This window comes from Scandinavium goeteborgense (assembly GCF_003935895.2).
GTDB classification, from domain to species: domain Bacteria; phylum Pseudomonadota; class Gammaproteobacteria; order Enterobacterales; family Enterobacteriaceae; genus Scandinavium; species Scandinavium goeteborgense.
In genome coordinates this window covers 578071-596869 of the sequence record NZ_CP054058.1, presented here as the reverse complement: position 1 = coordinate 596869, position 18799 = coordinate 578071, and the positions used below count along the sequence as shown (strand labels likewise).

Genomic DNA, 18799 nt, shown 5'->3' with positions numbered 1-18799 from the left:
GCGTTTAAAGGTGTCAGTCGATAAACATGGCGGGCGAAATGCCAAAGCGCTTAGCCAGCTTTTTCGCGTGCATCAACGTTAGCTTTCTTTTTCCGTTCAGGACACGCGAGACCATCGATTTACTGCCAATCTCCGGGAAATCGGAAAGGGTGAGGTTGTGCTGAGACATCAGGGTGCGAAGAACCGCAACGCCAATGGGGATTGCGTTCATGCGGGCAATGAAATCTGCCGTTTCAGGAAGCAAATTTTCATAGGCTGTTATGTGGTTACAGGCAGTATCCAACAAAGGGTTCGTAGGATCGTTAAGCAACAAATACTCCACGAACTCAAGCGCTTCTTCATACTGCTGAGGTGTATGGATTCCGGCCAGAAACGGGGCTGCCGCAGATAGCGCTTTTCCTGCTTTCAGGATGTCGGCAATCACCATCATTTTTTCCCCTTTGTACGGTGCATAGCTGTAAACATGTCATATTCCCGGTGCGTAAAAATGTGCCGGACATAAAATTTCTGGCTTTCAAAAAAGATGAGTGCGACCAAACGAAGCTCGTTATGCCCAAGGTTAAGCACGTAATACTTATCCAGATATTTAAAATTATCCAGCGATGGAAACAACGTTCTAAGGCTTTGCGGCGTTTTAAAATATCCTTTATGGATCATTCCGCCCAGCTCCAACAACTCCTGTTCATGCTGCGGAAATTTTTTTGCGGCATCCGTTAAAGCCTTAAAAGCGATTAAGTGCATTCTTCATCACATCCGTTGACGAATTGAGGAAAGAGTAACCACAAGTTGCCAACATGGCAACACATGACATCATAAAAGACGTGCCTAACGTAGGCCTGCGGGCGGGTGGTTTACTAGCGAATTTGCAGAAAGTAGCGAGGGGAGTTGATATTTTGCGAGAGTGCTTCAGGAAAAACCCGACAGCCGTGCGGCTATCGGGCTAAGGGTGTGTCGCGTCTAGCGACTACGCCCTAATTTCACCGCTTTGAGCACCACAAACTTCTGATTGGTGGCGACGGTGGTGCAGTTGCCAAAAATCTTCTTCAGTTTGTGGAAATAGTCGAGGTGACGGTTGGCCACAATCACCAGCTCGCCGTTGATCTTCAGACAACGACGCGCGTGATGGAACATTTCCCAGGCGATGTTATCGGTCAGCGCGTGCTGCTGGTGGAACGGCGGGTTGCACAGAATCGCGTTGAAGCGGAATGGCTCAACGCCCGACAGCGCGTTGTTGATCATGAACTCGCAACGATCTAACGCTTCCGGCATGTTGCTTTCGACGTTCAAACGGCTGGAAGAGACCGCCATCGGCGATTCATCGACAAACACGACGTTTGCCAGCGGGTTACGCTCCAGCAGGCTCAGGCCTACGACGCCGTTGCCACAGCCGAGGTCGACGATTTCGCCTTCCAGATCTTTCGGCAAATGCTCCATAAAGAAGCGCGCGCCGATGTCCAGCCCGGTACGGGAGAAGACGTTCGCGTGGTTATGAATGGTCCAGTTAGTGCCTTCCAGCGGCCAGCTGAGTACCTGCGGGACATCCGCCAGCGCAGGTGCGCTGAAGGTGCAGTTAATCAGACGCGCTTTTTTCCACGCCAGCGTGGTCGTGGTCGGGCCGAGGATTTTTTCGAACAGCTCCAGCGTGGAGTTGTGTACGTCACGCGCCTTCGCGCCGCCGATAATGCGGGTTTCCGGCGTCACGACGTCACGCAGCGCACGCAGCTGTTGTTCCAGCAACGCCAGCGTTTTTGGGATTTTAATCAGCACAACGGCCGGAGCCGGCGGGTATTCCCCGGTGCTGTCGCGAAACGTGACGCTATTTTCCGCGATATCGTTGTAGCGCAGGTTTTCGCGGGTCGCGAGTTCGCTTAAGTACGAGTCGCCGATGCTGTACGGCTGGTGCGCCGCCAGCGCACAGGCCAGCGCGCCAAAGGTATCGTTAAAGACGAGAACCGGGCCGCTGATGTCGGTGCCGTCCAACTGTTGCAGCAGATACTCGTCTGCCGCTTCCCACGCTTGCAGTGGGCTAACGTCGTCCGTTTCCGGGAAACGTTTTAGTGTCAGTGAACGAAAACCGTTGTCTGATTGGCTCATCGGCCCTCCTGGATGGTAAAATTCGGTGATATCCCCTGATTGGGGGCGTGAGTATACCTTTTTTTCGTGGAATTCGAGACAAGCATGAGCGAACTGACGTATTTAAGCGGTTATCCCGAGCAACTCCTTGCCCAGGTTCGCACCCTGATTGCCGAACAACGTCTCGGCGAAGTGCTGGAAAAGCGCTATCCCGACAAGCATGACATCACTAACGATAAGGCGTTGTGGGAATTCACCCAAAGCCTGAAAAACCGCTATATGCGCAGCGCGCCGCCGATCAACAAAGTGGCGTTCGACAACAAAATCCATGTGCTGAATAACGCCCTTGGACTGCATACCGCGATTTCCCGTATCCAGGGCGGCAAGCTCAAAGCCAAAGCAGAAATTCGCGTCGCCACCGTTTTTCGCCAGTCGCCCGAAGCCTTTTTGCGGATGATCGTGGTCCACGAACTGGCACATCTGAAAGAAAAAGATCACAACAAAGCCTTCTATCAGCTCTGCTGTCATATGGAGCCGCAGTACCACCAGCTGGAGTTTGATACTCGTCTGTGGCTGACCCAACTTTCGCTGCCGGGTTCTGCGTAAGCGCGCACTGGTTTTGTCATCATGGCGTGCTAAAGTGGCAAAAGGCCCCTTTTTCGGAGTACGTCAATTCTCATGATACGTTTCGCAGTCATTGGCACAAACTGGATCACCCGCCAGTTTGTCGATGCCGCCCATGAAACCGGCAAATACAAACTCACCGCCGTTTATTCCCGTAGTCTCGAGCAAGCCCAGGGCTTCGCCAGCGATTATATGGTTGAACACCTCTTTACCTCTCTCGAGGAGATGGCGCAGAGCGATGCCATTGACGCGCTGTATATTGCCAGCCCGAACTCCCTGCACTTCCCGCAAACCCAGCTGTTTCTGAGCCACAAAAAACATGTGATTTGCGAGAAGCCGCTGGCGTCGAATATCGCGGAAGTGGAAGCGGCGATTGCCCTGGCGCGTGAAAACCAGGTGGTGCTGTTCGAAGCGTTTAAGACTGCCAGCCTGCCGAATTTCCTGCAGCTGCAGCAGTCGCTGAGCAAAGTGGGCAAAGTGCGTAAAGCGCTGATCAACTACTGCCAGTACTCCTCGCGCTACCAGCGCTATCTCGACGGCGAAAACCCAAACACCTTTAATCCGGCGTTTTCGAACGGCTCGATTATGGATATCGGTTTCTACTGCCTCGCATCAGCCGTTGCCCTGTGGGGCGAACCGCACGGCGTTCACGCCACCGCCACACTGCTGGACAGCGGTGTCGATGCGCACGGCGTAGTCGTGCTGGATTACGGTGATTTCAGCGTGACCCTGCAACACTCCAAAGTGAGCGATTCGGTACTGCCGAGCGAAATCCAGGGCGAAGAAGGTTCGCTGGTTATCGAGAAAATCTCCGAGTGCCAGAAAGTCTCCTTCGTGCCACGCGGCGGCAAAGCGCAGGATCTGACTCAGCCACAGCACATCAACACCATGCTGTACGAAGCGGAACTGTTTGCGCGTCTGGTCGAAGAGAATGAAGTGAATCATCCGGGGCTGGCGGTGAGCCGCACGACCTCGAAACTCGCCACCGAAATTCGTCGTCAGACCGGCGTCGTGTTCCCGGCGGACGGTGTGAACGAAACGCTTCCCGCGTAAAGCTGTGTAAAACAGAGGTTATGGGCCATTGACGCCATCAATGGCCTGTAATATTTTGTCACATGCAAAGGGGAGTAACTTGTTTGCCGGTGGATCGTCATTACGATGCGAAAGCATCCGGTTGCCGGGCAACAGAAAAGAAATTTACTGTAGATTTCTTTTTTGTTGTAAGTGAGACCTTGCCGAAAGGCGAGGTCCGAGCAAAAAATCCTGCAACGGCTATCGTCTTTTGGACGTTAGCCGTTTTTTTTTTGCTTATGGGATAGATTATGAACACTGTTGGAACTCCATTACTTTGGGGCGGATTTGCTGTTGTGGTCGTCATAATGTTGGCGATTGATCTGCTGCTACAAGGGCGGCGCGGCGTGCAAACCATGACCATGAAACAGGCGGCCAGTTGGTCGCTGGTGTGGGTTACGTTGTCGCTGCTGTTTAACCTCGCTTTCTGGTGGTACCTCGCACAAACCCAGGGCCGTGCGGTGGCTGACCCGCAGGCGATGGCGTTCCTCACCGGCTATCTGATTGAGAAAGCGCTGGCGGTCGATAACGTCTTCGTTTGGCTGATGCTCTTTAGCTACTTTGCGGTTCCAGCGGCGTTGCAGCGTCGGGTGCTGATTTACGGCGTACTGGGCGCGATTGTGCTACGTACGATCATGATCTTCACCGGCAGCTGGCTGATTTCCCAGTTCGAATGGCTGCTGTACGTGTTCGGCGCGTTCCTGCTGTTCACCGGAGTGAAAATGGCGCTGGCGAAGGAAGACGACGCGGGTATTGGCGACAAGCCGCTGGTGCGCTGGATCCGCAGCCATCTGCGCATGACCGATAAAATCGAAAACGAACACTTCTTCGTGCGCAAAAACGGTCTGCTGTACGCTACGCCGCTGCTGCTGGTGCTGATCCTCGTCGAACTGAGTGATGTGATTTTCGCGGTAGACAGCATTCCTGCTATCTTCGCAGTCACCACTGACCCGTTCATTGTGCTGACGTCGAACCTGTTCGCGATCCTCGGCCTGCGTGCGATGTACTTCCTGCTGGCGGGCGTGGCGGAGCGCTTCTCGATGCTGAAGTATGGCCTGTCGATTATCCTGGTATTTATTGGCATCAAGATGCTGCTCATCGACATCTATCACATCCCTATCGCGATATCGCTGGGCGTGGTGTTCGGTATTCTGGTGCTTACGCTGCTGATTAACATGTGGGTTAACCACCAGCACGACAAAAAGAACCTCGCAAAATAAGCCTTAAATGTGTCAAACGGCCCGTTCTCGACGGGCCGTTTTTTTTGTGGTTTATGTCAATTAAATGTTAAGCATCAGTTAAAAAACCAGATCCATCCGAAATATTCAGCAGCTTCCCCTTTCCCGAAGCCAGAACATCTTTATACTCATCCATGCAAACATTTGTTACATCCTGTTAAATGCGACCACAGAGCCGCCGGGATGGAACCACATTACGACTGAAGGAAAAGTTAAATGACTACGCAACGCCCCTCTGGCTTGCTTCAGCGTCTCGCTGAAGGCAGCCTCGTAAAACAAATTCTGGTGGGCCTGGTTCTGGGTATTCTGCTGGCCTGGATTTCGAAGCCTGCCGCGGAAGCCGTTGGTCTGTTCGGCACGCTGTTCGTCGGCGCCCTGAAAGCCGTGGCCCCGGTGCTGGTTCTGATGCTGGTGATGGCGTCTATCGCTAACCACCAGCACGGTCAGAAAACCAGTATTCGCCCAATCCTGTTCCTGTATCTGCTGGGGACCTTTGCCGCCGCACTGACCGCAGTGCTGTTCAGCTTCGTGTTCCCGTCCACCCTGCACCTGAGCACCGGCGCGACCGATATCACCCCGCCGTCTGGCATTGTGGAAGTGCTGCGCGGCCTGCTGATGAGCATGGTAGCTAACCCGATTGATGCGCTGCTGAACGCTAACTACATCGGGATTCTGGTGTGGGCCGTGGGTCTGGGCTTCGCGCTCCGTCACGGCAATGAGACCACTAAAAACCTGGTTAACGACGTGTCTAACGCCGTCACCTTTATGGTGAGAGTGGTGATTCGCTTTGCGCCTATCGGCATTTTCGGCCTGGTCGCGTCTACGCTGGCAAGCACCGGTTTCGAAACGCTGTGGGGCTACGCCCATCTACTGGTGGTGTTGATCGGCTGTATGCTGCTGGTGGCGCTGGTGATTAACCCACTGCTGGTGTTCTGGAAGATTCGCCGCAACCCGTATCCGTTGGTGCTGATGTGCCTGCGTGAAAGCGGCGTTTATGCCTTCTTTACCCGCAGCTCTGCCGCCAACATTCCGGTGAACATGGCGCTGGCTGAAAAACTGAATCTGGATCGCGATACGTATTCCGTGTCGATTCCGCTGGGGGCGACCATCAATATGGCAGGCGCGGCGATCACCATCACCGTGCTGACGCTGGCGGCGGTGCATACGCTGGGTATTCCGGTTGACCTGCCAACGGCGCTGCTGCTGAGCGTGGTTGCGGCCCTGTGTGCCTGTGGCGCCTCGGGCGTAGCTGGCGGTTCGCTGCTGCTGATCCCACTGGCGTGTAACATGTTTGGCATTCCGAACGATGTGGCGATGCAGGTTGTTGCCGTCGGCTTTATCATCGGCGTGCTGCAGGATTCCTGCGAAACGGCGCTGAACTCTTCGACTGACGTGCTGTTCACCGCCGCGGCCTGCATCGCTGACGATGAGCGTCTGGCGAAAGACGCGCTGCGCGGTTAATCCTCTGCTTTATCCAGCCCTTCCGCTAGCGAGTGGAAGGGCTTTCTTCCTGTAACTCTGTCTGAATCTCATTTTCCACTTTAAACGGATCGATCCCGCGTTTCTGCATTCGCCAGAAGCGGATAATGTTCAGCCCGTTCATCACCAGAAAACTCCCCTCAATCAGCGTGCCACCAATCGAACCGAGCCAGAAGTTATGCGCCACCCAACAGGCCGTTGAGCACCAGATGATGCAGCGCATCGTCAGACCCTGACAGCGGAACAATGCCCAGGTGCTGACCAGCGTCCCGGCCACCGGCAGCAGTTCCATGGGATGATGAAACTTGGCCAGGCCAATCCCGGCGGTCAGCACGATAAACAGCGTCATGACCCATAGGCTGCGGGTGCGTAAGGTGATCAGGGTTCGGACGGCATTGAGCATCGCGCTGGAGCCTGCGGGAAACGCGCCCATCAGGAAGAAATGTACGCCGATAATGGCGCTGTAGAGGGAAAGCTGCGTTTTGAATCGGCGTTCATCGCGGTTGATAAACGTCGTGATACCTACCAGAAAGGCGATGACTCCAACGCCCTGGGCTAGCCAATACGCGGTCATGGTAAATCCTTTGGATGACACAGAAAAAGAAACGGCGCTTCATTTATGAAACGCCGTTTTAGCTTAGCGAGGATTAGAGCGTGACGCCAGACTTAAAGATAGCCAGTTCACGGAAATCATTCTTTTCGTTACAGGTTTGCTTGCCGTTGGCGAATTCCACGATGGTATCGACAAATTCAGTCAGCACCTCCGGCATCGCTTTGCCGTGGATAAGCTGCCCGGCATCAAAGTCAATCCAGTGCTTTTTCTTCGCTGCCAGCTCGCTGTTGGTGGCGATTTTCACCGTCGGGACAAAACCGCCGTACGGCGTGCCACGCCCGGTGCTGAACAGCACCATGTGACAGCCTGCCCCGGCCAGTGCGCTAGTCGCGACCGCATCGTTACCCGGGGCGCTCAGCAGGTTGAGGCCGTGGGTTTTCAGGCGCTCGCCATAGCGCAGCACGTCAACCACCTGGCTGGAGCCCGCTTTCTGCGTGCAGCCGAGCGATTTCTCTTCCAGCGTCGTTATCCCACCCGCTTTGTTGCCCGGCGATGGGTTCTCGTAAATAGGCTGGTTGTGCGCGATGAAGTACTGTTTGAAATCGTTGACCATGGTGACGGTCTTTTCAAACGTGGCTTCGTCGCGGCAGTGGCTCATCAGGATCTGCTCGGCGCCGAACATTTCCGGCACTTCGGTCAGAACGGTGGTGCCGCCGTTGCCAATCACATAATCAGAGAAACGCCCCAGCATGGGGTTGGCGGTGATGCCCGACAGGCCGTCGGAACCGCCGCATTCCAGGCCAAACTTCAGCTCGCTGAGTTTGCCCGGTTCGCGTTTGTCGTGACGCATTACGTCATAAAGCTGATGCAGTTCTTCAAGGCCCGCCTCCACTTCGTCGTCCTGCTTCTGGCAAATCATGAAGTGAACGCGGTCGGCGTCAAATTCGCCCAGCGTTTCACGGAACGCATCAACCTGGTTGTTCTCACAACCGAGGCCTATCACCAACACCGCTCCGGCATTCGGATGGCGCACCATATTTTGCAGCATGGTACGGGTGTTGATGTGGTCGTCACCCAACTGCGAACAGCCATAGGTGTGACTAAACAGGAATACGCCGTCGGTGCCTTCGGCATCGTTGGTCTCTTTCAGAAAACGATTCTGAATTTGACGCGCGATCCCGTTCACGCAGCCCACCGTCGGCAGGATCCACAACTCGTTACGAACGCCAACTTCACCGTTCGCACGACGATAAATCTGTACGTCGCGATCGCCTGCCTGGCTCAGCTCTGCCTGAAGGTCTGGTTGATAGCTGTACTCGTCCAAATCACTGAGATTGGTCCGCGTGTTGTGGGAATGAATGTGTTCCCCTGGCGCAATATCCGTCAGCGCATGACCAATCGGCAATCCATATTTGACGACGTTTTCACCCTTCGCAATCGCGAACAGAGCAAACTTATGCCCGCGCACGACGTCAGACTGCAGGCGTACCGTCTGACCTTCCACGGTCACTTCCTGCCCCGCGGCGATATCAGCCAGCGCGACGACCACATTGTCCAGCGAATGGATTTTGATGTATTGCATATCAACCAACCTCGGGCATTAGTTCAGTTCAATGGCGAAGTAATCACGCGCATTGTTAAAGCAAATATTTCTCACCATCTCGCCCAGCAGCTGAATATCCGCCGGCGCTTCGCCCGCAGCGACCCAACGCCCGATCATCTGGCAAAGGATGCGACGGAAGTATTCATGGCGGGTATAGGACAGGAAACTGCGGCTGTCGGTCAGCATGCCGACAAAGCGGCTCAGCAGGCCGAGCTGCGCCAGCTGGGTCATTTGACGCTCCATGCCGTCTTTCTGATCGTTGAACCACCAGCCGGAACCGAACTGCATTTTGCCCGGCATCCCTTCACCCTGGAAGTTGCCGATCATGGTGCCGAGCACTTCGTTATCGCGCGGGTTCAGGCAGTACAGAATGGTTTTTGGCAGCAGGTTTTCTTCGTTCTGCTTGCTCAGTAATTTTGACAGCTCTTCCGCCAGCGGACGGTCGTTGATGGAGTCGAAGCCCACATCTGCGCCCAGCAGTTTGAACTGACGCTGGTTGTTATTGCGCAGCGCACCGATGTGGTACTGCTGCACCCAGCCGCGACGGGCATATTCGCCACCGAGCCAGACCAGCACCGCAGTTTTAAACTGCGCCACATCACGCTCGCTCAGGGCTTCGCCGGAGTGGCGACGCGCCAGAATAGCGTCCAGTTCAGCTTCAGAGGCTTCCGCAAACAGCACCACGTCCAGCGCGTGATCCGACACTTTACAACCGTGAGCGGCAAAGTGATCCAGCCGACGGCCCAGCGCCGTTTGCAGATCGCTGAAGCGACGGATGTCGGTATCAGAGACTTCACCCAGCTTCGCCATGTAATCGTTGAAGGTGGCCTGTTCGATGTTGAAGGCTTTGTCCGGGCGCCAGCTCGGCAGCACTTTTACGTCGAAGCTGGTGTCTTTCGCCACGGTGGCGTGATGTTCCAGCGAATCAATCGGATCGTCGGTGGTGCCGACCATCTTCACGTTCATCTGCTTCATGATCCCGCGCGCGGAGAACTGATCCTGCGCCAGCAGATCGTTGCACTGGTTCCAGATCTCGTCGGCAGTGCTCGGCGACAGCAGTTTGCCGGTAATGCCAAACGGACGACGCAGCTCGAGGTGCGTCCAGTGATACAGCGGATTGCCGATGGTGTGCGGCACGGTAGCGGCCCACGCATCAAATTTTTCACGATCAGAGGCGTCGCCGGTACACAGACGTTCAGCCACGCCGTTGGTGCGCATCGCACGCCATTTGTAGTGATCGCCTTTCAGCCAGATGTCATACAGGTTTTTGAAACGGTAATTTTCGGCAACCTGCTGCGGCGGAAGGTGGCAGTGGTAGTCGAAAATCGGCTGGTCTTTGGCGTAGTCATGGTACAGACGGCGGGCAAATTCGGTGTCGAGCAGGAAATCTTCGGTCATAAACGGAGTCATTATCGTCTTCCTCTAAAAGAGTGCGTCAGATGCTTAACTGCAATGCTGCAAAGTTATCACACCAATTTCCAGTCACTGAAGATTTTTTCGTGAGTCAGATCAATAAAAGCCAACAAAAAAAGTACCAAGAAAGAACCTAAGCCTTCGCCAGGCCGCGCCAATACTGGCTCTCCGCGGCGAAAATAAAGACCCTACGGTTATTCCAGCATTTGTGACGGTTCTCACCTTTTAAAGTTGTATGACAAGTTATCGTTTGCCCCGTCGCAACCTATCAGCGGAAGGAATGCATACCGATGATTCATTCGTCGGAATTGGCCGGTACGGATACCGAATTCGCAGGATGACTAATGGCAAGGTTCGGGCCGTTACAGGAAATCTGTTACGCCCCCCGTTACTTAAACATCCTCCTCCCCCCAGGAAGATGACCGCGCGATGTGCGGATAAAACAAAATGACGAGGTTTTACATGCGTAAGATTAAAGGGTTACGTTGGTACATGATTGCACTGGTGACGCTGGGCACCGTGCTCGGTTACCTCACTCGTAACACCGTGGCGGCCGCTGCGCCGACCTTAATGCAGGAACTGCATATTTCCACACAGCAATACTCCTATATCATTGCCGCCTATTCCGCTGCTTACACCATTATGCAGCCGGTCGCAGGCTACGTACTGGACCTGTTAGGCACCAAAGTCGGCTACGCGATGTTCGCCGTTCTGTGGGCATGTTTCTGCGGCGCGACCGCACTGGCAAGCAGCTGGGGTGGATTGGCTGTCGCCCGTGGTGCCGTTGGTGCAGCTGAAGCAGCGATGATCCCGGCAGGCCTGAAAGCCAGCTCCGAGTGGTTCCCGGCAAAAGAACGTTCTGTTGCCGTGGGCTACTTCAACGTCGGCTCTTCCATTGGCGGGATGATTGCGCCTCCGTTGGTGGTGTGGGCTATCGTCATGCACAGCTGGCAGATGGCGTTCATTATCTCCGGCGTCCTGAGCTTCGCATGGGCAATGGCCTGGCTGATTTTCTACAAACACCCACGTGACCAGAAAAAACTGTCCGATGAAGAACGTGAGTACATCATCGGGGGTCAGGAAGCACAGCATCAGACCGATAACGGCAAAAAAATGTCGGCCTGGCAGATTATCCGTAACCGCCAGTTCTGGGGTATCGCGCTGCCACGTTTCCTGGCTGAACCGGCCTGGGGAACGTTCAACGCCTGGATCCCGCTGTTCATGTTTAAAGTCTATGGCTTTGACCTGAAACACATTGCGATGTTTGCGTGGATGCCAATGCTGTTTGCTGACCTCGGCTGTGTCGTTGGCGGCTATCTGCCACCGCTGTTCCAGCGTAAGTTCGGCGTGAACCTGATTGTTTCCCGTAAGCTGGTCGTCACCATGGGTGCGGTTCTGATGATTGGTCCTGGCATGATTGGCCTGTTCACCAGCCCGTACGTGGCGATTGCCCTGCTGTGCGTCGGTGGCTTTGCTCACCAGTCACTGTCCGGGGCGCTGATTACCCTGTCTTCCGACGTCTTTGGTCGTAACGAAGTGGCGACGGCGAACGGCCTGACCGGTATGGCGGCCTGGACAGCAAGTACGCTGTTTGCATTAGTCGTCGGTGCGCTGGCCGATACGCTGGGCTTCAGCCCACTGTTTGCGGTACTGGCGGTGTTCGACCTGATTGGTGCCGTCGTTATCTGGACCGTGCTGCAGAACAAACCGGCAGCCGAAACCACACACGCCGTTGGCGGGACAGCAACGCAGAGCTAACCCTTGCCATACCTGCTTGAAAGCCGCCTTCCGGGCGGCTTTTTGCCGTTAAGAACGGTGGAGAATTTTCCGTAAAAGTGGTATAACAAATCTTCATGCCGTACCCTGCCTGGAGCGCATATGCAAATCACGGAACCACGCCGTTTATATCAACAGCTTGCCGCTGATCTGAAAAATCGCATCGAGCAAGGCGTTTATCTTGTGGGCGACAAACTGCCTGCGGAACGTTTTATTGCCGACGAGAAGAATGTCAGCCGCACGGTGGTTCGTGAAGCCATTATCATGCTGGAAGTCGAAGGCTACGTTGAAGTACGCAAAGGCTCCGGTATTCATGTCATTTCCAGCACCGCGAAGCATTACCAGGCGCCGGACGAATCCCTTGAGTTCGCCAACTATGGCCCATTCGAGCTGCTTCAGGCCCGTCAGCTTATCGAAAGTAACATTGCCGAGTTCGCCGCCACTCAGGTGACGAAGCAGGACATCATGAAGCTGATGGAAATCCAGGAGAGTGCGCGCAAAGAGAAATGCTTCCGCGACTCCGAATGGGATCTCCAGTTCCACGTCCAGGTTGCCCTGGCGACGCAAAACACCGCGCTGGCGGCGATTGTCGAAAAAATGTGGACCCAGCGCGTGCATAACCCGTACTGGAAAAAACTTCACGACCATATCGATCTGCGCACGGTGGATAACTGGTGTGACGATCATGACCAAATTCTCAAAGCGCTGATCCGCAAAGACCCACACGCGGCAAAACTGGCGATGTGGCAGCATCTGGAAAACACCAAGCTGATGCTGTTTAACGAAACCAGCGATGATTTCGAATTCAACGCTGACCGCTATATGTTTGCAGACAATCCGGTGGTGCATCTCGATACCGCCGCCAACGGCGCGAAGTAAGATTTTCCCTACCCCCGATCGCTCATCGGGGGTAAGTAAATCCACTATAGTGTCAGCCTGTGTAAAATCCCTCGCCACTCCCCTCTCCACACAGCAAAATCAAACCGCAACAAACTGCAATTTCTGTGACGTTAATCCAGAGCCTTTGTTACACTTAGATGCATTTTGTCGTTGGCGAGTCGGGCGTGCCTGATTCGCGTAAACATGGATAAGTTCAGAGCGTGTTGCCAGCGTCCATAATCAATCAATAACAACTGACGTCCGGCAGAAAAACGCGTTCAGGCGTGACATTAATCGATGTACCAGGAATCGTGAATGGAACTGTTAACCCAATTACTCAATGCCTTATGGAGCCAGGATTTCGAAACCCTTGCCAACCCCTCCATGATAGGCATGCTCTATTTCGTGTTGTTCATGATCCTTTTCTTAGAGAACGGATTATTACCTGCTGCCTTTTTACCGGGCGACAGCCTGCTGGTTCTCGTCGGCGTCCTGATTGCCAAAGGCGCGATGGGCTTCCCGCAAACGGTGCTGCTGCTGACCACCGCCGCCAGCCTCGGCTGCTGGGTGAGCTACATTCAGGGCCGCTGGCTCGGGAATACGCGCATTGTGCAGAACTGGCTTTCGCACCTGCCCGCCCATTACCACCAGCGCGCACATCATCTGTTCCATAAGCACGGGTTATCCGCGCTGCTGGTCGGGCGCTTTATCGCCTTTGTGCGCACGCTGCTGCCCACCATCGCCGGTCTGTCCGGTCTGAGCAGCGCCCGTTTCCAGTTCTTTAACTGGATGAGCGGCCTGTTGTGGGTGCTTATCCTGACGTCGCTCGGTTATCTGCTGGGAAAAACCCCGGTGTTCCTGAAATACGAAGATGCGCTGATGTCCTGCCTGATGCTGCTGCCGGTTGTGCTGCTGGTCATTGGTCTGGTCGGGTCGCTGGTCGTACTGGTGAAGAAAAAATACGGTAACCGGAGCTAGGCATGGGATTGCGAAACGTTACCCTTCGCCGATTCAGTATTAGTCTCGGCGCATTGCTCATGCTCTGCGCCCTGCTCTGGTTCTGGGCCGCAATACAGCAACGCGAGTCGTCGCTGGCCATTCGTCCGGTCAGCGCCAATATCAGCATGCCTGACGGTTTCTCCGTCTGGCATCATCTGGATGCTAACGGCATCCGCTTTAAGAGCATCACCCCGCAAAATGATGCTTTAGTGATTAAGTTTGAATCCAGCGACCAGAGCGCCGCCGCCAAAGAGGTGCTGGACAGAACCCTGCCCCACGGTTACATCATCGCTCAGCTCGATGATGAAGACTCGCTGGCCCCACAGTGGCTCTCCCGCCTTCGCGACACTCCGCACCGGTTCGGTTAAACCCTTCCAGGATTCTGAATCTTTTCACAGACTTTGGTGATTTCGCGTTTACTTACTATCATTGAGTAAGCGGAAGTCACCCGCATCATCTCGTCGATTGAGTGGGGCACTGTCAGAACGAGCCCACAACACAAGGGAAGGTTTAACCGATGAAATACCGCATTTTTCTGGCTTTGGGCCTGGTGACAATGAGCGCTGGCGCATTTGCGTCAACGCCGTGTCAGGAGAAGGAACAGGACATTCAGCGAGAAATTCATTACGCCGAAAAGCACCATAACCAGAGCCGCATTGACGGTCTGAACAAAGCGCTGCGGGAAGTAAAAGACAACTGCAGCGACAGCAAGCTTCGGGCCGATCACCAAAAGAAAATTGCCGAACAGAAAGAAGAAATCACCGAACGTCGCCACGACCTTGATGAAGCCAAAACCAAGGGCGACGCGGACAAAATCAGTAAGCGTGAGCACAAGCTCACTGAAGCGCAGCAACAACTGAAAGCGCTGGAGTCTCGTGACTATTGATTCAATGGAAGTCTAACGAATTACACTGGAGAACAACATCATGGCGAAAGATAACACCTCAGAACATCTGCGTGACGAACTGAAATCCTTGGCGGATACCCTGGAAGAGGTGCTGAACTCCTCCTCAGACAAGTCGAAAGAAGAACTTGGCAAACTGCGCAGCAAAGCAGAGCGCGCGCTGAAAGATAGCCGCCACCGTCTGGGTGAAACCAGCGATGCCCTTGCCAAACAAACTCGTGAAGCCGCAGCACGCGCTGACGAATACGTGCGTGATAACCCATGGACCGGCGTGGGTATCGGTGCGGCCGTTGGGGTGGTGCTGGGTGTGCTGCTGTCGCGTCGTTAATTATGGCTGACTCACATCACTCAAACGGGCCGGGAAAAAGCGTTTTCGGCATCGGCCAGCGCATTGTCACCATCATGGTCGACATGGTGGAGACGCGCCTGCGACTGGCAGTCGCTGAGCTGGAAGAGGAGAAAGCGAACCTTTTCCAGATGCTGCTGATGCTCGGCCTGACCATGCTGTTCGCGGCATTCGGGCTGATGAGTTTGATGGTGCTGATTATCTGGGCCATCGATCCGCAATACCGGCTGAACGCCATGATTGCCACCACTGCCGTCCTGCTCCTGTTGGCGCTTATCGGCGCCGTCTGGACGCTGCGAAAAGCGCGGCGCTCAACGCTGCTGCGCCATACCCGCAACGAACTGGCGAACGATCGGGCGCTGCTTGAGGATGATGAACGTGAGTAGCAAAGTGGAACTGCAGAAGCGTAAAGCGTATCTGCTGAGCAAAATCCAACAGCAACGGCTGGACCTGTCCGCCAGCCGTCGTGACTGGGTTGAAGCCACTGATGTCTACGATCGTGGCTGGAACACGCTGCTGAGCCTGCGCGCCTGGGCGCTGGTCGGCAGTAGCGTCATGGCTATTTGGTCAGTACGCAATCCGCGGTTCCTGGTGCGCTGGGGCCGTCGCGGCTTCGGCGCCTGGAGCGCATGGCGTCTGGTGAAAAGCACGATGCGCCAGCAGCAACTACGCCACTGACCGCACTCTGCCCGGCGACGCCTGTCCGCCGGGCACTCTTCCCGTTTTTCCTTCCCGAATGAATACTCAATATCTTTGAAGAAGATCGACAGTTTTCCTTGCTAACAATCCCCCTCCGTCACGATTACACTCCTTTCCATCGACAGCGAACCCGCGGTATCCCCGCGAATTTGCACAATAAATGAATAATGCCGCCTGCGTGGTTTGATGGAGAGTAAAATGAAAAAATTAGAAGATGTTGGTGTTCTGGTCGCGCGTATTCTGATGCCAGTGCTGTTTATCACTGCAGGCTGGGGCAAAATCACCGGTTATGCGGGCACCCAGCAGTACATGGAAGCGATGGGCGTTCCGGGTGCGCTGCTGCCACTGACTATTCTGCTCGAATTCGGCGGCGGTCTGGCGATTCTGTTCGGCTTCCTGACCCGCACCACCGCGCTGTTCACCGCAGGTTTTACACTGCTGACCGCGTTTCTCTTCCACAGCAACTTTGCTGAAGGCGTGAACTCACTGATGTTCATGAAAAACCTGACCATCGCTGGCGGTTTCCTGCTGCTGGCTATTACCGGTCCGGGCGCGTTCAGTATTGACCGCGTGCTGAACAAAAAGTGGTAAGCCCGCTATACTGATTGAAGCGTAAAGCGAGGGAAATCCCTCGCTTTTGTCATTTTGAAGGAGAGAGAATCATGGGACAACTGATTGACGGCGTCTGGCATGACACCTGGTACGACACCAAATCTACCGGGGGACGATTCAAACGTTCTGTTTCGGCGTATCGCAATTGGCTGACCGCCGACGGCGCGCCTGGTCCCTCCGGAGAAGGCGGTTTTGCGGCTGAAAAAGACCGCTATCACTTATACGTTTCCCTCGCATGCCCGTGGGCACATCGCACGCTGATTATGCGCGCGTTAAAAGGCCTGGAATCGTTTATCGATGTGTCGGTGGTCAACCCGCTGATGTATGAAAACGGCTGGACCTTTGACGACAGCTTCCCCGGCGCGACCGGCGACACGCTGTATCAGAACGAATTTCTCTATCAGCTGTATTTGCATGCCGACCCGCAATATACCGGGCGCGTCACGGTGCCGGTGCTGTGGGACAAAAAGAACCACACCATCGTCAGCAATGAATCCGCGGAAATCATCCGCATGCTGAATACGGCATTTGACGGTCTCGGCGCTCGTGCCGGAGATTATTACCCTGAGGCGCTGCGTCCACAGATTGACGAGCTGAACGACTGGATTTACGACAGCATCAACAACGGTGTCTACAAAGCTGGGTTTGCCACCAGCCAGGATGCCTACGACGAAGCGGTGACGAAAGTCTTCGAAGCGCTGGCTCGCGTGGAGCAAATCCTCGGCCAGCACCGTTATCTGACCGGCAACCAGTTAACCGAGGCGGATATTCGTCTGTGGACCACGCTGGTGCGTTTCGATCCGGTGTATGTCACCCATTTCAAATGCGATAAGCACCGCATCAGTGATTACCTGAATCTGTACGGTTTCCTGCGCGATATCTATCAACTGCCGGGCGTGGCGGAAACGGTGAATTTCGACCACATTCGTCATCACTATTACCGCAGTCATAAGACCATTAACCCGACGGGGATCATTTCGATGGGTCCGTGGCAGGATCTTGATGAACCTCACGGACGTGACGTGCGCTTCCGCTAATTATTAAGGACATCAAAGGATGTCCTTTTTTAATTCATACTTTGCATCTATCCTTACCTCGATCGCTTAGAAAACAAGTGATTGACTGATTACAGAGGCAAGGAAAATGGACTGGTATCTAAAAGTACTCAAAAATTACATCGGGTTTGGCGGCCGCGCGCGCCGGAAAGAATATTGGATGTTCGTGCTGGTGAGCTTCGTACTGGCCGGGGTGCTGAGTATTATCGATAAAATACTCGGTCTGGAACGCGTCAGCGGTGAAGGCGTCCTGGCAAGCATTTATGGTCTGTTGGTGCTGATCCCGACGTGGGCCGTGCAGTTCCGTCGTCTGCATGACACCGATCGTTCGGCGTGGTGGCTGTTGCTGCTACTGATCCCCGTCATTGGTTGGGTGGTGATCCTGGTGTTTAACTGCCAGAACGGCACGCCGGGTGAAAACCGCTTCGGACCGGATCCTAAGCGGATCCCGTAAAGCAAAAACAGTGCCTGGTGGCGCTCCGCTGACCAGGCCTACATTGTGTCGCCGTAGGCCCGGCGCGTTTATGCCGCCGGGCGCTCTGGCATCGGCTATTTTTTGGCAAACAGCTTTGGAATTTCACGCAGACACCAGGCTTTTGCTTCACCCATGCTGTCACGTCGCCACGCCATAATAATATCGACTTCACTGGTGTATTCCGGGCTAACTACCCGTAATCGTCCTTCGGCGATATCCTGCTCGACCAGCGGATACGGCATTGTCGCCACGCCAAGCCCCGCTAATAACGCCTGACGCTTATCTTCGATGGTGCTGACCGTCAGACGCGGCTGCTTGTCCAGCAGCTGTACGGTGAGCACCGGGCGCTCACGGGCGGTATCCGCCACCGCCACGCCGCGATATTTCACGCGCGTCACTTCTGATAATGGCTCCGGCTCCTGATGAATCGGGTGATCCGGCGCGGCAACGTAGACGTTCAGGACTGAATACAGCTTGCGGGAATTGATCTCGGACGAGGAACGAAAATGCATATCCGGGGCGATCACGATATCCGCTCGGCCCTGCTCCAGACGCTCCCAGGCACCGGCCAATACTTCGGTGATGATCGACAACTGCGTGTTGGCTTTCAGCCCCAGCTTTTCAATCAGCGGGAACAGCTCTGGGGTCGGCACTAGCGCTTCCGCGACCAGCGTCAGATGCGTTTCCCAACCGCGCGCCAGCGCTTCGGCGTCGGTGGTCAATTTATCGGCAGCTTCCAGCAACACCCGGCCGCGTTCCAGCAGCATTCGCCCAACATTGGTGAATTTTGTGCGATGACCTGAACGGTCAAACAACACCACGTCGAGTTCTTCTTCCAGCTTCTGCATGGTGTAGCTCAGCGCAGACGGGACGCGCCCTAGCTCATCGGCGGCGGCAGCAAAACTGCCTCGCCGGTCGATAGCGTCCATTACTCTTAACGCTTCCAGCGTCAATGCTCTCTCTTTAGCCATGGCGTTCTCATTCAGGAAATTTGAACATA

22 protein-coding genes are annotated in these 18799 nt (G+C 54.8%); 15 read left to right on the top strand and 7 right to left on the bottom strand.

Going from position 1 to position 18799, the window contains the following annotated elements:
- Positions 1 to 13: 13 nt before the first annotated feature.
- The 3 genes from A8O29_RS03655 to rlmG all read right to left on the bottom strand — a co-directional run bounded on the left by A8O29_RS03655 (position 14) and on the right by rlmG (position 2094).
- Positions 14 to 430 (bottom strand): helix-turn-helix domain-containing protein, encoded by a 417-nt coding sequence (locus A8O29_RS03655; RefSeq protein WP_125355289.1) that lies wholly within the window; start codon positions 428 to 430, stop codon positions 14 to 16.
- Entirely contained in the window at positions 427 to 741 is a 315-nt protein-coding gene (locus A8O29_RS03650; protein ID WP_125355288.1) for a type II toxin-antitoxin system HigB family toxin, read from the bottom strand. The genes A8O29_RS03655 and A8O29_RS03650 overlap by 4 nt, the downstream gene beginning before the upstream one ends.
- A 216-nt stretch (positions 742 to 957) precedes the next feature.
- Complete coding sequence (rlmG, locus tag A8O29_RS03645; protein ID WP_125355287.1) at positions 958 to 2094, bottom strand: 23S rRNA (guanine(1835)-N(2))-methyltransferase RlmG; 1137 nt, start codon at positions 2092 to 2094, stop codon at positions 958 to 960.
- Positions 2095 to 2178: 84 nt separating this feature from the next.
- Between rlmG and A8O29_RS03640 the strand changes: the two genes are divergently transcribed.
- From A8O29_RS03640 to sstT, 4 genes are all read left to right on the top strand, one after another.
- Entirely contained in the window at positions 2179 to 2679 is a 501-nt protein-coding gene (locus A8O29_RS03640) for a M48 metallopeptidase family protein (protein WP_110510489.1), read from the top strand.
- A 72-nt stretch (positions 2680 to 2751) separates the two neighbouring features.
- Positions 2752 to 3750 carry a Gfo/Idh/MocA family protein gene (locus A8O29_RS03635; RefSeq protein ID WP_125355286.1) on the top strand — a complete coding sequence of 333 codons (999 nt, stop codon included), beginning with the start codon at positions 2752 to 2754 and terminating at the stop codon, positions 3748 to 3750.
- Between the two features lie 269 nt (positions 3751 to 4019).
- A complete protein-coding gene (locus tag A8O29_RS03630) occupies positions 4020 to 4988 on the top strand; it encodes a TerC family protein (protein WP_110510491.1) in 969 nt (322 codons plus the stop codon).
- Positions 4989 to 5222: 234 nt separating this feature from the next.
- Positions 5223 to 6467: a serine/threonine transporter SstT gene (sstT, locus tag A8O29_RS03625; protein WP_125355023.1), complete on the top strand. Its 1245-nt coding sequence runs from the start codon at positions 5223 to 5225 to the stop codon at positions 6465 to 6467.
- A gap of 25 nt (positions 6468 to 6492) precedes the next feature.
- On the opposite strand, the gene A8O29_RS03620 is transcribed toward sstT, so the two are convergent.
- The 3 genes from A8O29_RS03620 to uxaC all read right to left on the bottom strand — a co-directional run bounded on the left by A8O29_RS03620 (position 6493) and on the right by uxaC (position 10051).
- Positions 6493 to 7059, bottom strand: coding sequence for a YgjV family protein (locus A8O29_RS03620; RefSeq protein WP_125355024.1), 567 nt, complete (start codon positions 7057 to 7059; stop codon positions 6493 to 6495).
- Between the two features lie 73 nt (positions 7060 to 7132).
- Positions 7133 to 8620, bottom strand: a complete 1488-nt coding sequence (locus A8O29_RS03615) for a UxaA family hydrolase (RefSeq protein WP_125355025.1) — start codon at positions 8618 to 8620, stop codon at positions 7133 to 7135.
- An 18-nt stretch (positions 8621 to 8638) separates the two neighbouring features.
- Positions 8639 to 10051 (bottom strand): glucuronate isomerase, encoded by a 1413-nt coding sequence (uxaC, locus tag A8O29_RS03610; RefSeq protein WP_125355026.1) that lies wholly within the window; start codon positions 10049 to 10051, stop codon positions 8639 to 8641.
- 465 nt (positions 10052 to 10516) lie between these two features.
- On the opposite strand from uxaC, the gene A8O29_RS03605 reads away from it, so the two are divergent.
- The 11 genes from A8O29_RS03605 (at position 10517) to A8O29_RS03555 (ending at position 17778) form a co-directional block, all read left to right on the top strand.
- Positions 10517 to 11812: an MFS transporter gene (locus A8O29_RS03605; RefSeq protein WP_125355027.1), complete on the top strand. Its 1296-nt coding sequence runs from the start codon at positions 10517 to 10519 to the stop codon at positions 11810 to 11812.
- A gap of 120 nt (positions 11813 to 11932) precedes the next feature.
- The gene (exuR, locus tag A8O29_RS03600) at positions 11933 to 12709 is read left to right on the top strand and encodes a transcriptional regulator ExuR (RefSeq protein WP_125355028.1); all 777 of its coding nucleotides are present in this window, start codon (positions 11933 to 11935) and stop codon (positions 12707 to 12709) included.
- A 315-nt stretch (positions 12710 to 13024) separates the two neighbouring features.
- Positions 13025 to 13687, top strand: a complete 663-nt coding sequence (gene yqjA / locus A8O29_RS03595) for a DedA family general envelope maintenance protein YqjA (protein ID WP_125355029.1) — start codon at positions 13025 to 13027, stop codon at positions 13685 to 13687.
- A gap of 2 nt (positions 13688 to 13689) precedes the next feature.
- The gene (gene mzrA / locus A8O29_RS03590) at positions 13690 to 14076 is read left to right on the top strand and encodes an EnvZ/OmpR regulon moderator MzrA (protein WP_125355030.1); all 387 of its coding nucleotides are present in this window, start codon (positions 13690 to 13692) and stop codon (positions 14074 to 14076) included.
- Positions 14077 to 14225: 149 nt separating this feature from the next.
- Entirely contained in the window at positions 14226 to 14594 is a 369-nt protein-coding gene (locus A8O29_RS03585) for a DUF1090 domain-containing protein (RefSeq protein WP_125355031.1), read from the top strand.
- Between the two features lie 40 nt (positions 14595 to 14634).
- Positions 14635 to 14940 carry an ElaB/YgaM/YqjD family protein gene (locus A8O29_RS03580; RefSeq protein WP_125355032.1) on the top strand — a complete coding sequence of 102 codons (306 nt, stop codon included), beginning with the start codon at positions 14635 to 14637 and terminating at the stop codon, positions 14938 to 14940.
- A 2-nt stretch (positions 14941 to 14942) separates the two neighbouring features.
- Positions 14943 to 15344 (top strand): phage holin family protein, encoded by a 402-nt coding sequence (locus tag A8O29_RS03575; protein ID WP_110510502.1) that lies wholly within the window; start codon positions 14943 to 14945, stop codon positions 15342 to 15344.
- Positions 15337 to 15636, top strand: a complete 300-nt coding sequence (locus A8O29_RS03570) for a YqjK-like family protein (RefSeq protein ID WP_125355033.1) — start codon at positions 15337 to 15339, stop codon at positions 15634 to 15636. The genes A8O29_RS03575 and A8O29_RS03570 overlap by 8 nt, the downstream gene beginning before the upstream one ends.
- 219 nt (positions 15637 to 15855) lie before the next feature.
- Complete coding sequence (locus A8O29_RS03565; RefSeq protein WP_125355034.1) at positions 15856 to 16248, top strand: DoxX family protein; 393 nt, start codon at positions 15856 to 15858, stop codon at positions 16246 to 16248.
- A 71-nt stretch (positions 16249 to 16319) separates the two neighbouring features.
- Positions 16320 to 17306: a glutathione S-transferase family protein gene (locus tag A8O29_RS03560; protein ID WP_125355035.1), complete on the top strand. Its 987-nt coding sequence runs from the start codon at positions 16320 to 16322 to the stop codon at positions 17304 to 17306.
- Positions 17307 to 17412: 106 nt separating this feature from the next.
- Positions 17413 to 17778, top strand: coding sequence for a DUF805 domain-containing protein (locus A8O29_RS03555; RefSeq protein WP_125355036.1), 366 nt, complete (start codon positions 17413 to 17415; stop codon positions 17776 to 17778).
- Positions 17779 to 17873: 95 nt separating this feature from the next.
- Here A8O29_RS03555 and A8O29_RS03550 read toward each other — a convergent pair whose 3' ends face one another.
- Complete coding sequence (locus A8O29_RS03550; protein ID WP_125355037.1) at positions 17874 to 18770, bottom strand: LysR family transcriptional regulator; 897 nt, start codon at positions 18768 to 18770, stop codon at positions 17874 to 17876.
- Positions 18771 to 18799 lie beyond the last annotated feature (29 nt).

Excerpts from the sequence above, each read along its gene's own strand:
- A8O29_RS03630 (WP_110510491.1), top strand. The coding sequence starts at position 4,020 with ATGAACACTGTTGGAACTCCATTACTTTGGGGCGGATTTGCTGTTGTG.
- A8O29_RS03585 (WP_125355031.1), top strand. The coding sequence starts at position 14,226 with ATGAAATACCGCATTTTTCTGGCTTTGGGCCTGGTGACAATGAGCGCT.
- A8O29_RS03635 (WP_125355286.1), top strand. The coding sequence starts at position 2,752 with ATGATACGTTTCGCAGTCATTGGCACAAACTGGATCACCCGCCAGTTT.
- A8O29_RS03640 (WP_110510489.1), top strand. The coding sequence starts at position 2,179 with ATGAGCGAACTGACGTATTTAAGCGGTTATCCCGAGCAACTCCTTGCC.
- uxaC (WP_125355026.1), bottom strand. The coding sequence starts at position 10,051 with ATGACTCCGTTTATGACCGAAGATTTCCTGCTCGACACCGAATTTGCC.
- A8O29_RS03550 (WP_125355037.1), bottom strand. The coding sequence starts at position 18,770 with ATGGCTAAAGAGAGAGCATTGACGCTGGAAGCGTTAAGAGTAATGGAC.
- A8O29_RS03605 (WP_125355027.1), top strand. The coding sequence starts at position 10,517 with ATGCGTAAGATTAAAGGGTTACGTTGGTACATGATTGCACTGGTGACG.
- A8O29_RS03565 (WP_125355034.1), top strand. The coding sequence starts at position 15,856 with ATGAAAAAATTAGAAGATGTTGGTGTTCTGGTCGCGCGTATTCTGATG.
- A8O29_RS03650 (WP_125355288.1), bottom strand. The coding sequence starts at position 741 with ATGCACTTAATCGCTTTTAAGGCTTTAACGGATGCCGCAAAAAAATTT.
- A8O29_RS03560 (WP_125355035.1), top strand. The coding sequence starts at position 16,320 with ATGGGACAACTGATTGACGGCGTCTGGCATGACACCTGGTACGACACC.
- A8O29_RS03655 (WP_125355289.1), bottom strand. The coding sequence starts at position 430 with ATGATGGTGATTGCCGACATCCTGAAAGCAGGAAAAGCGCTATCTGCG.
- A8O29_RS03555 (WP_125355036.1), top strand. The coding sequence starts at position 17,413 with ATGGACTGGTATCTAAAAGTACTCAAAAATTACATCGGGTTTGGCGGC.
- rlmG (WP_125355287.1), bottom strand. The coding sequence starts at position 2,094 with ATGAGCCAATCAGACAACGGTTTTCGTTCACTGACACTAAAACGTTTC.
- sstT (WP_125355023.1), top strand. The coding sequence starts at position 5,223 with ATGACTACGCAACGCCCCTCTGGCTTGCTTCAGCGTCTCGCTGAAGGC.
- yqjA (WP_125355029.1), top strand. The coding sequence starts at position 13,025 with ATGGAACTGTTAACCCAATTACTCAATGCCTTATGGAGCCAGGATTTC.
- exuR (WP_125355028.1), top strand. The coding sequence starts at position 11,933 with ATGCAAATCACGGAACCACGCCGTTTATATCAACAGCTTGCCGCTGAT.
- A8O29_RS03620 (WP_125355024.1), bottom strand. The coding sequence starts at position 7,059 with ATGACCGCGTATTGGCTAGCCCAGGGCGTTGGAGTCATCGCCTTTCTG.
- A8O29_RS03575 (WP_110510502.1), top strand. The coding sequence starts at position 14,943 with ATGGCTGACTCACATCACTCAAACGGGCCGGGAAAAAGCGTTTTCGGC.
- A8O29_RS03615 (WP_125355025.1), bottom strand. The coding sequence starts at position 8,620 with ATGCAATACATCAAAATCCATTCGCTGGACAATGTGGTCGTCGCGCTG.
- mzrA (WP_125355030.1), top strand. The coding sequence starts at position 13,690 with ATGGGATTGCGAAACGTTACCCTTCGCCGATTCAGTATTAGTCTCGGC.
- A8O29_RS03580 (WP_125355032.1), top strand. The coding sequence starts at position 14,635 with ATGGCGAAAGATAACACCTCAGAACATCTGCGTGACGAACTGAAATCC.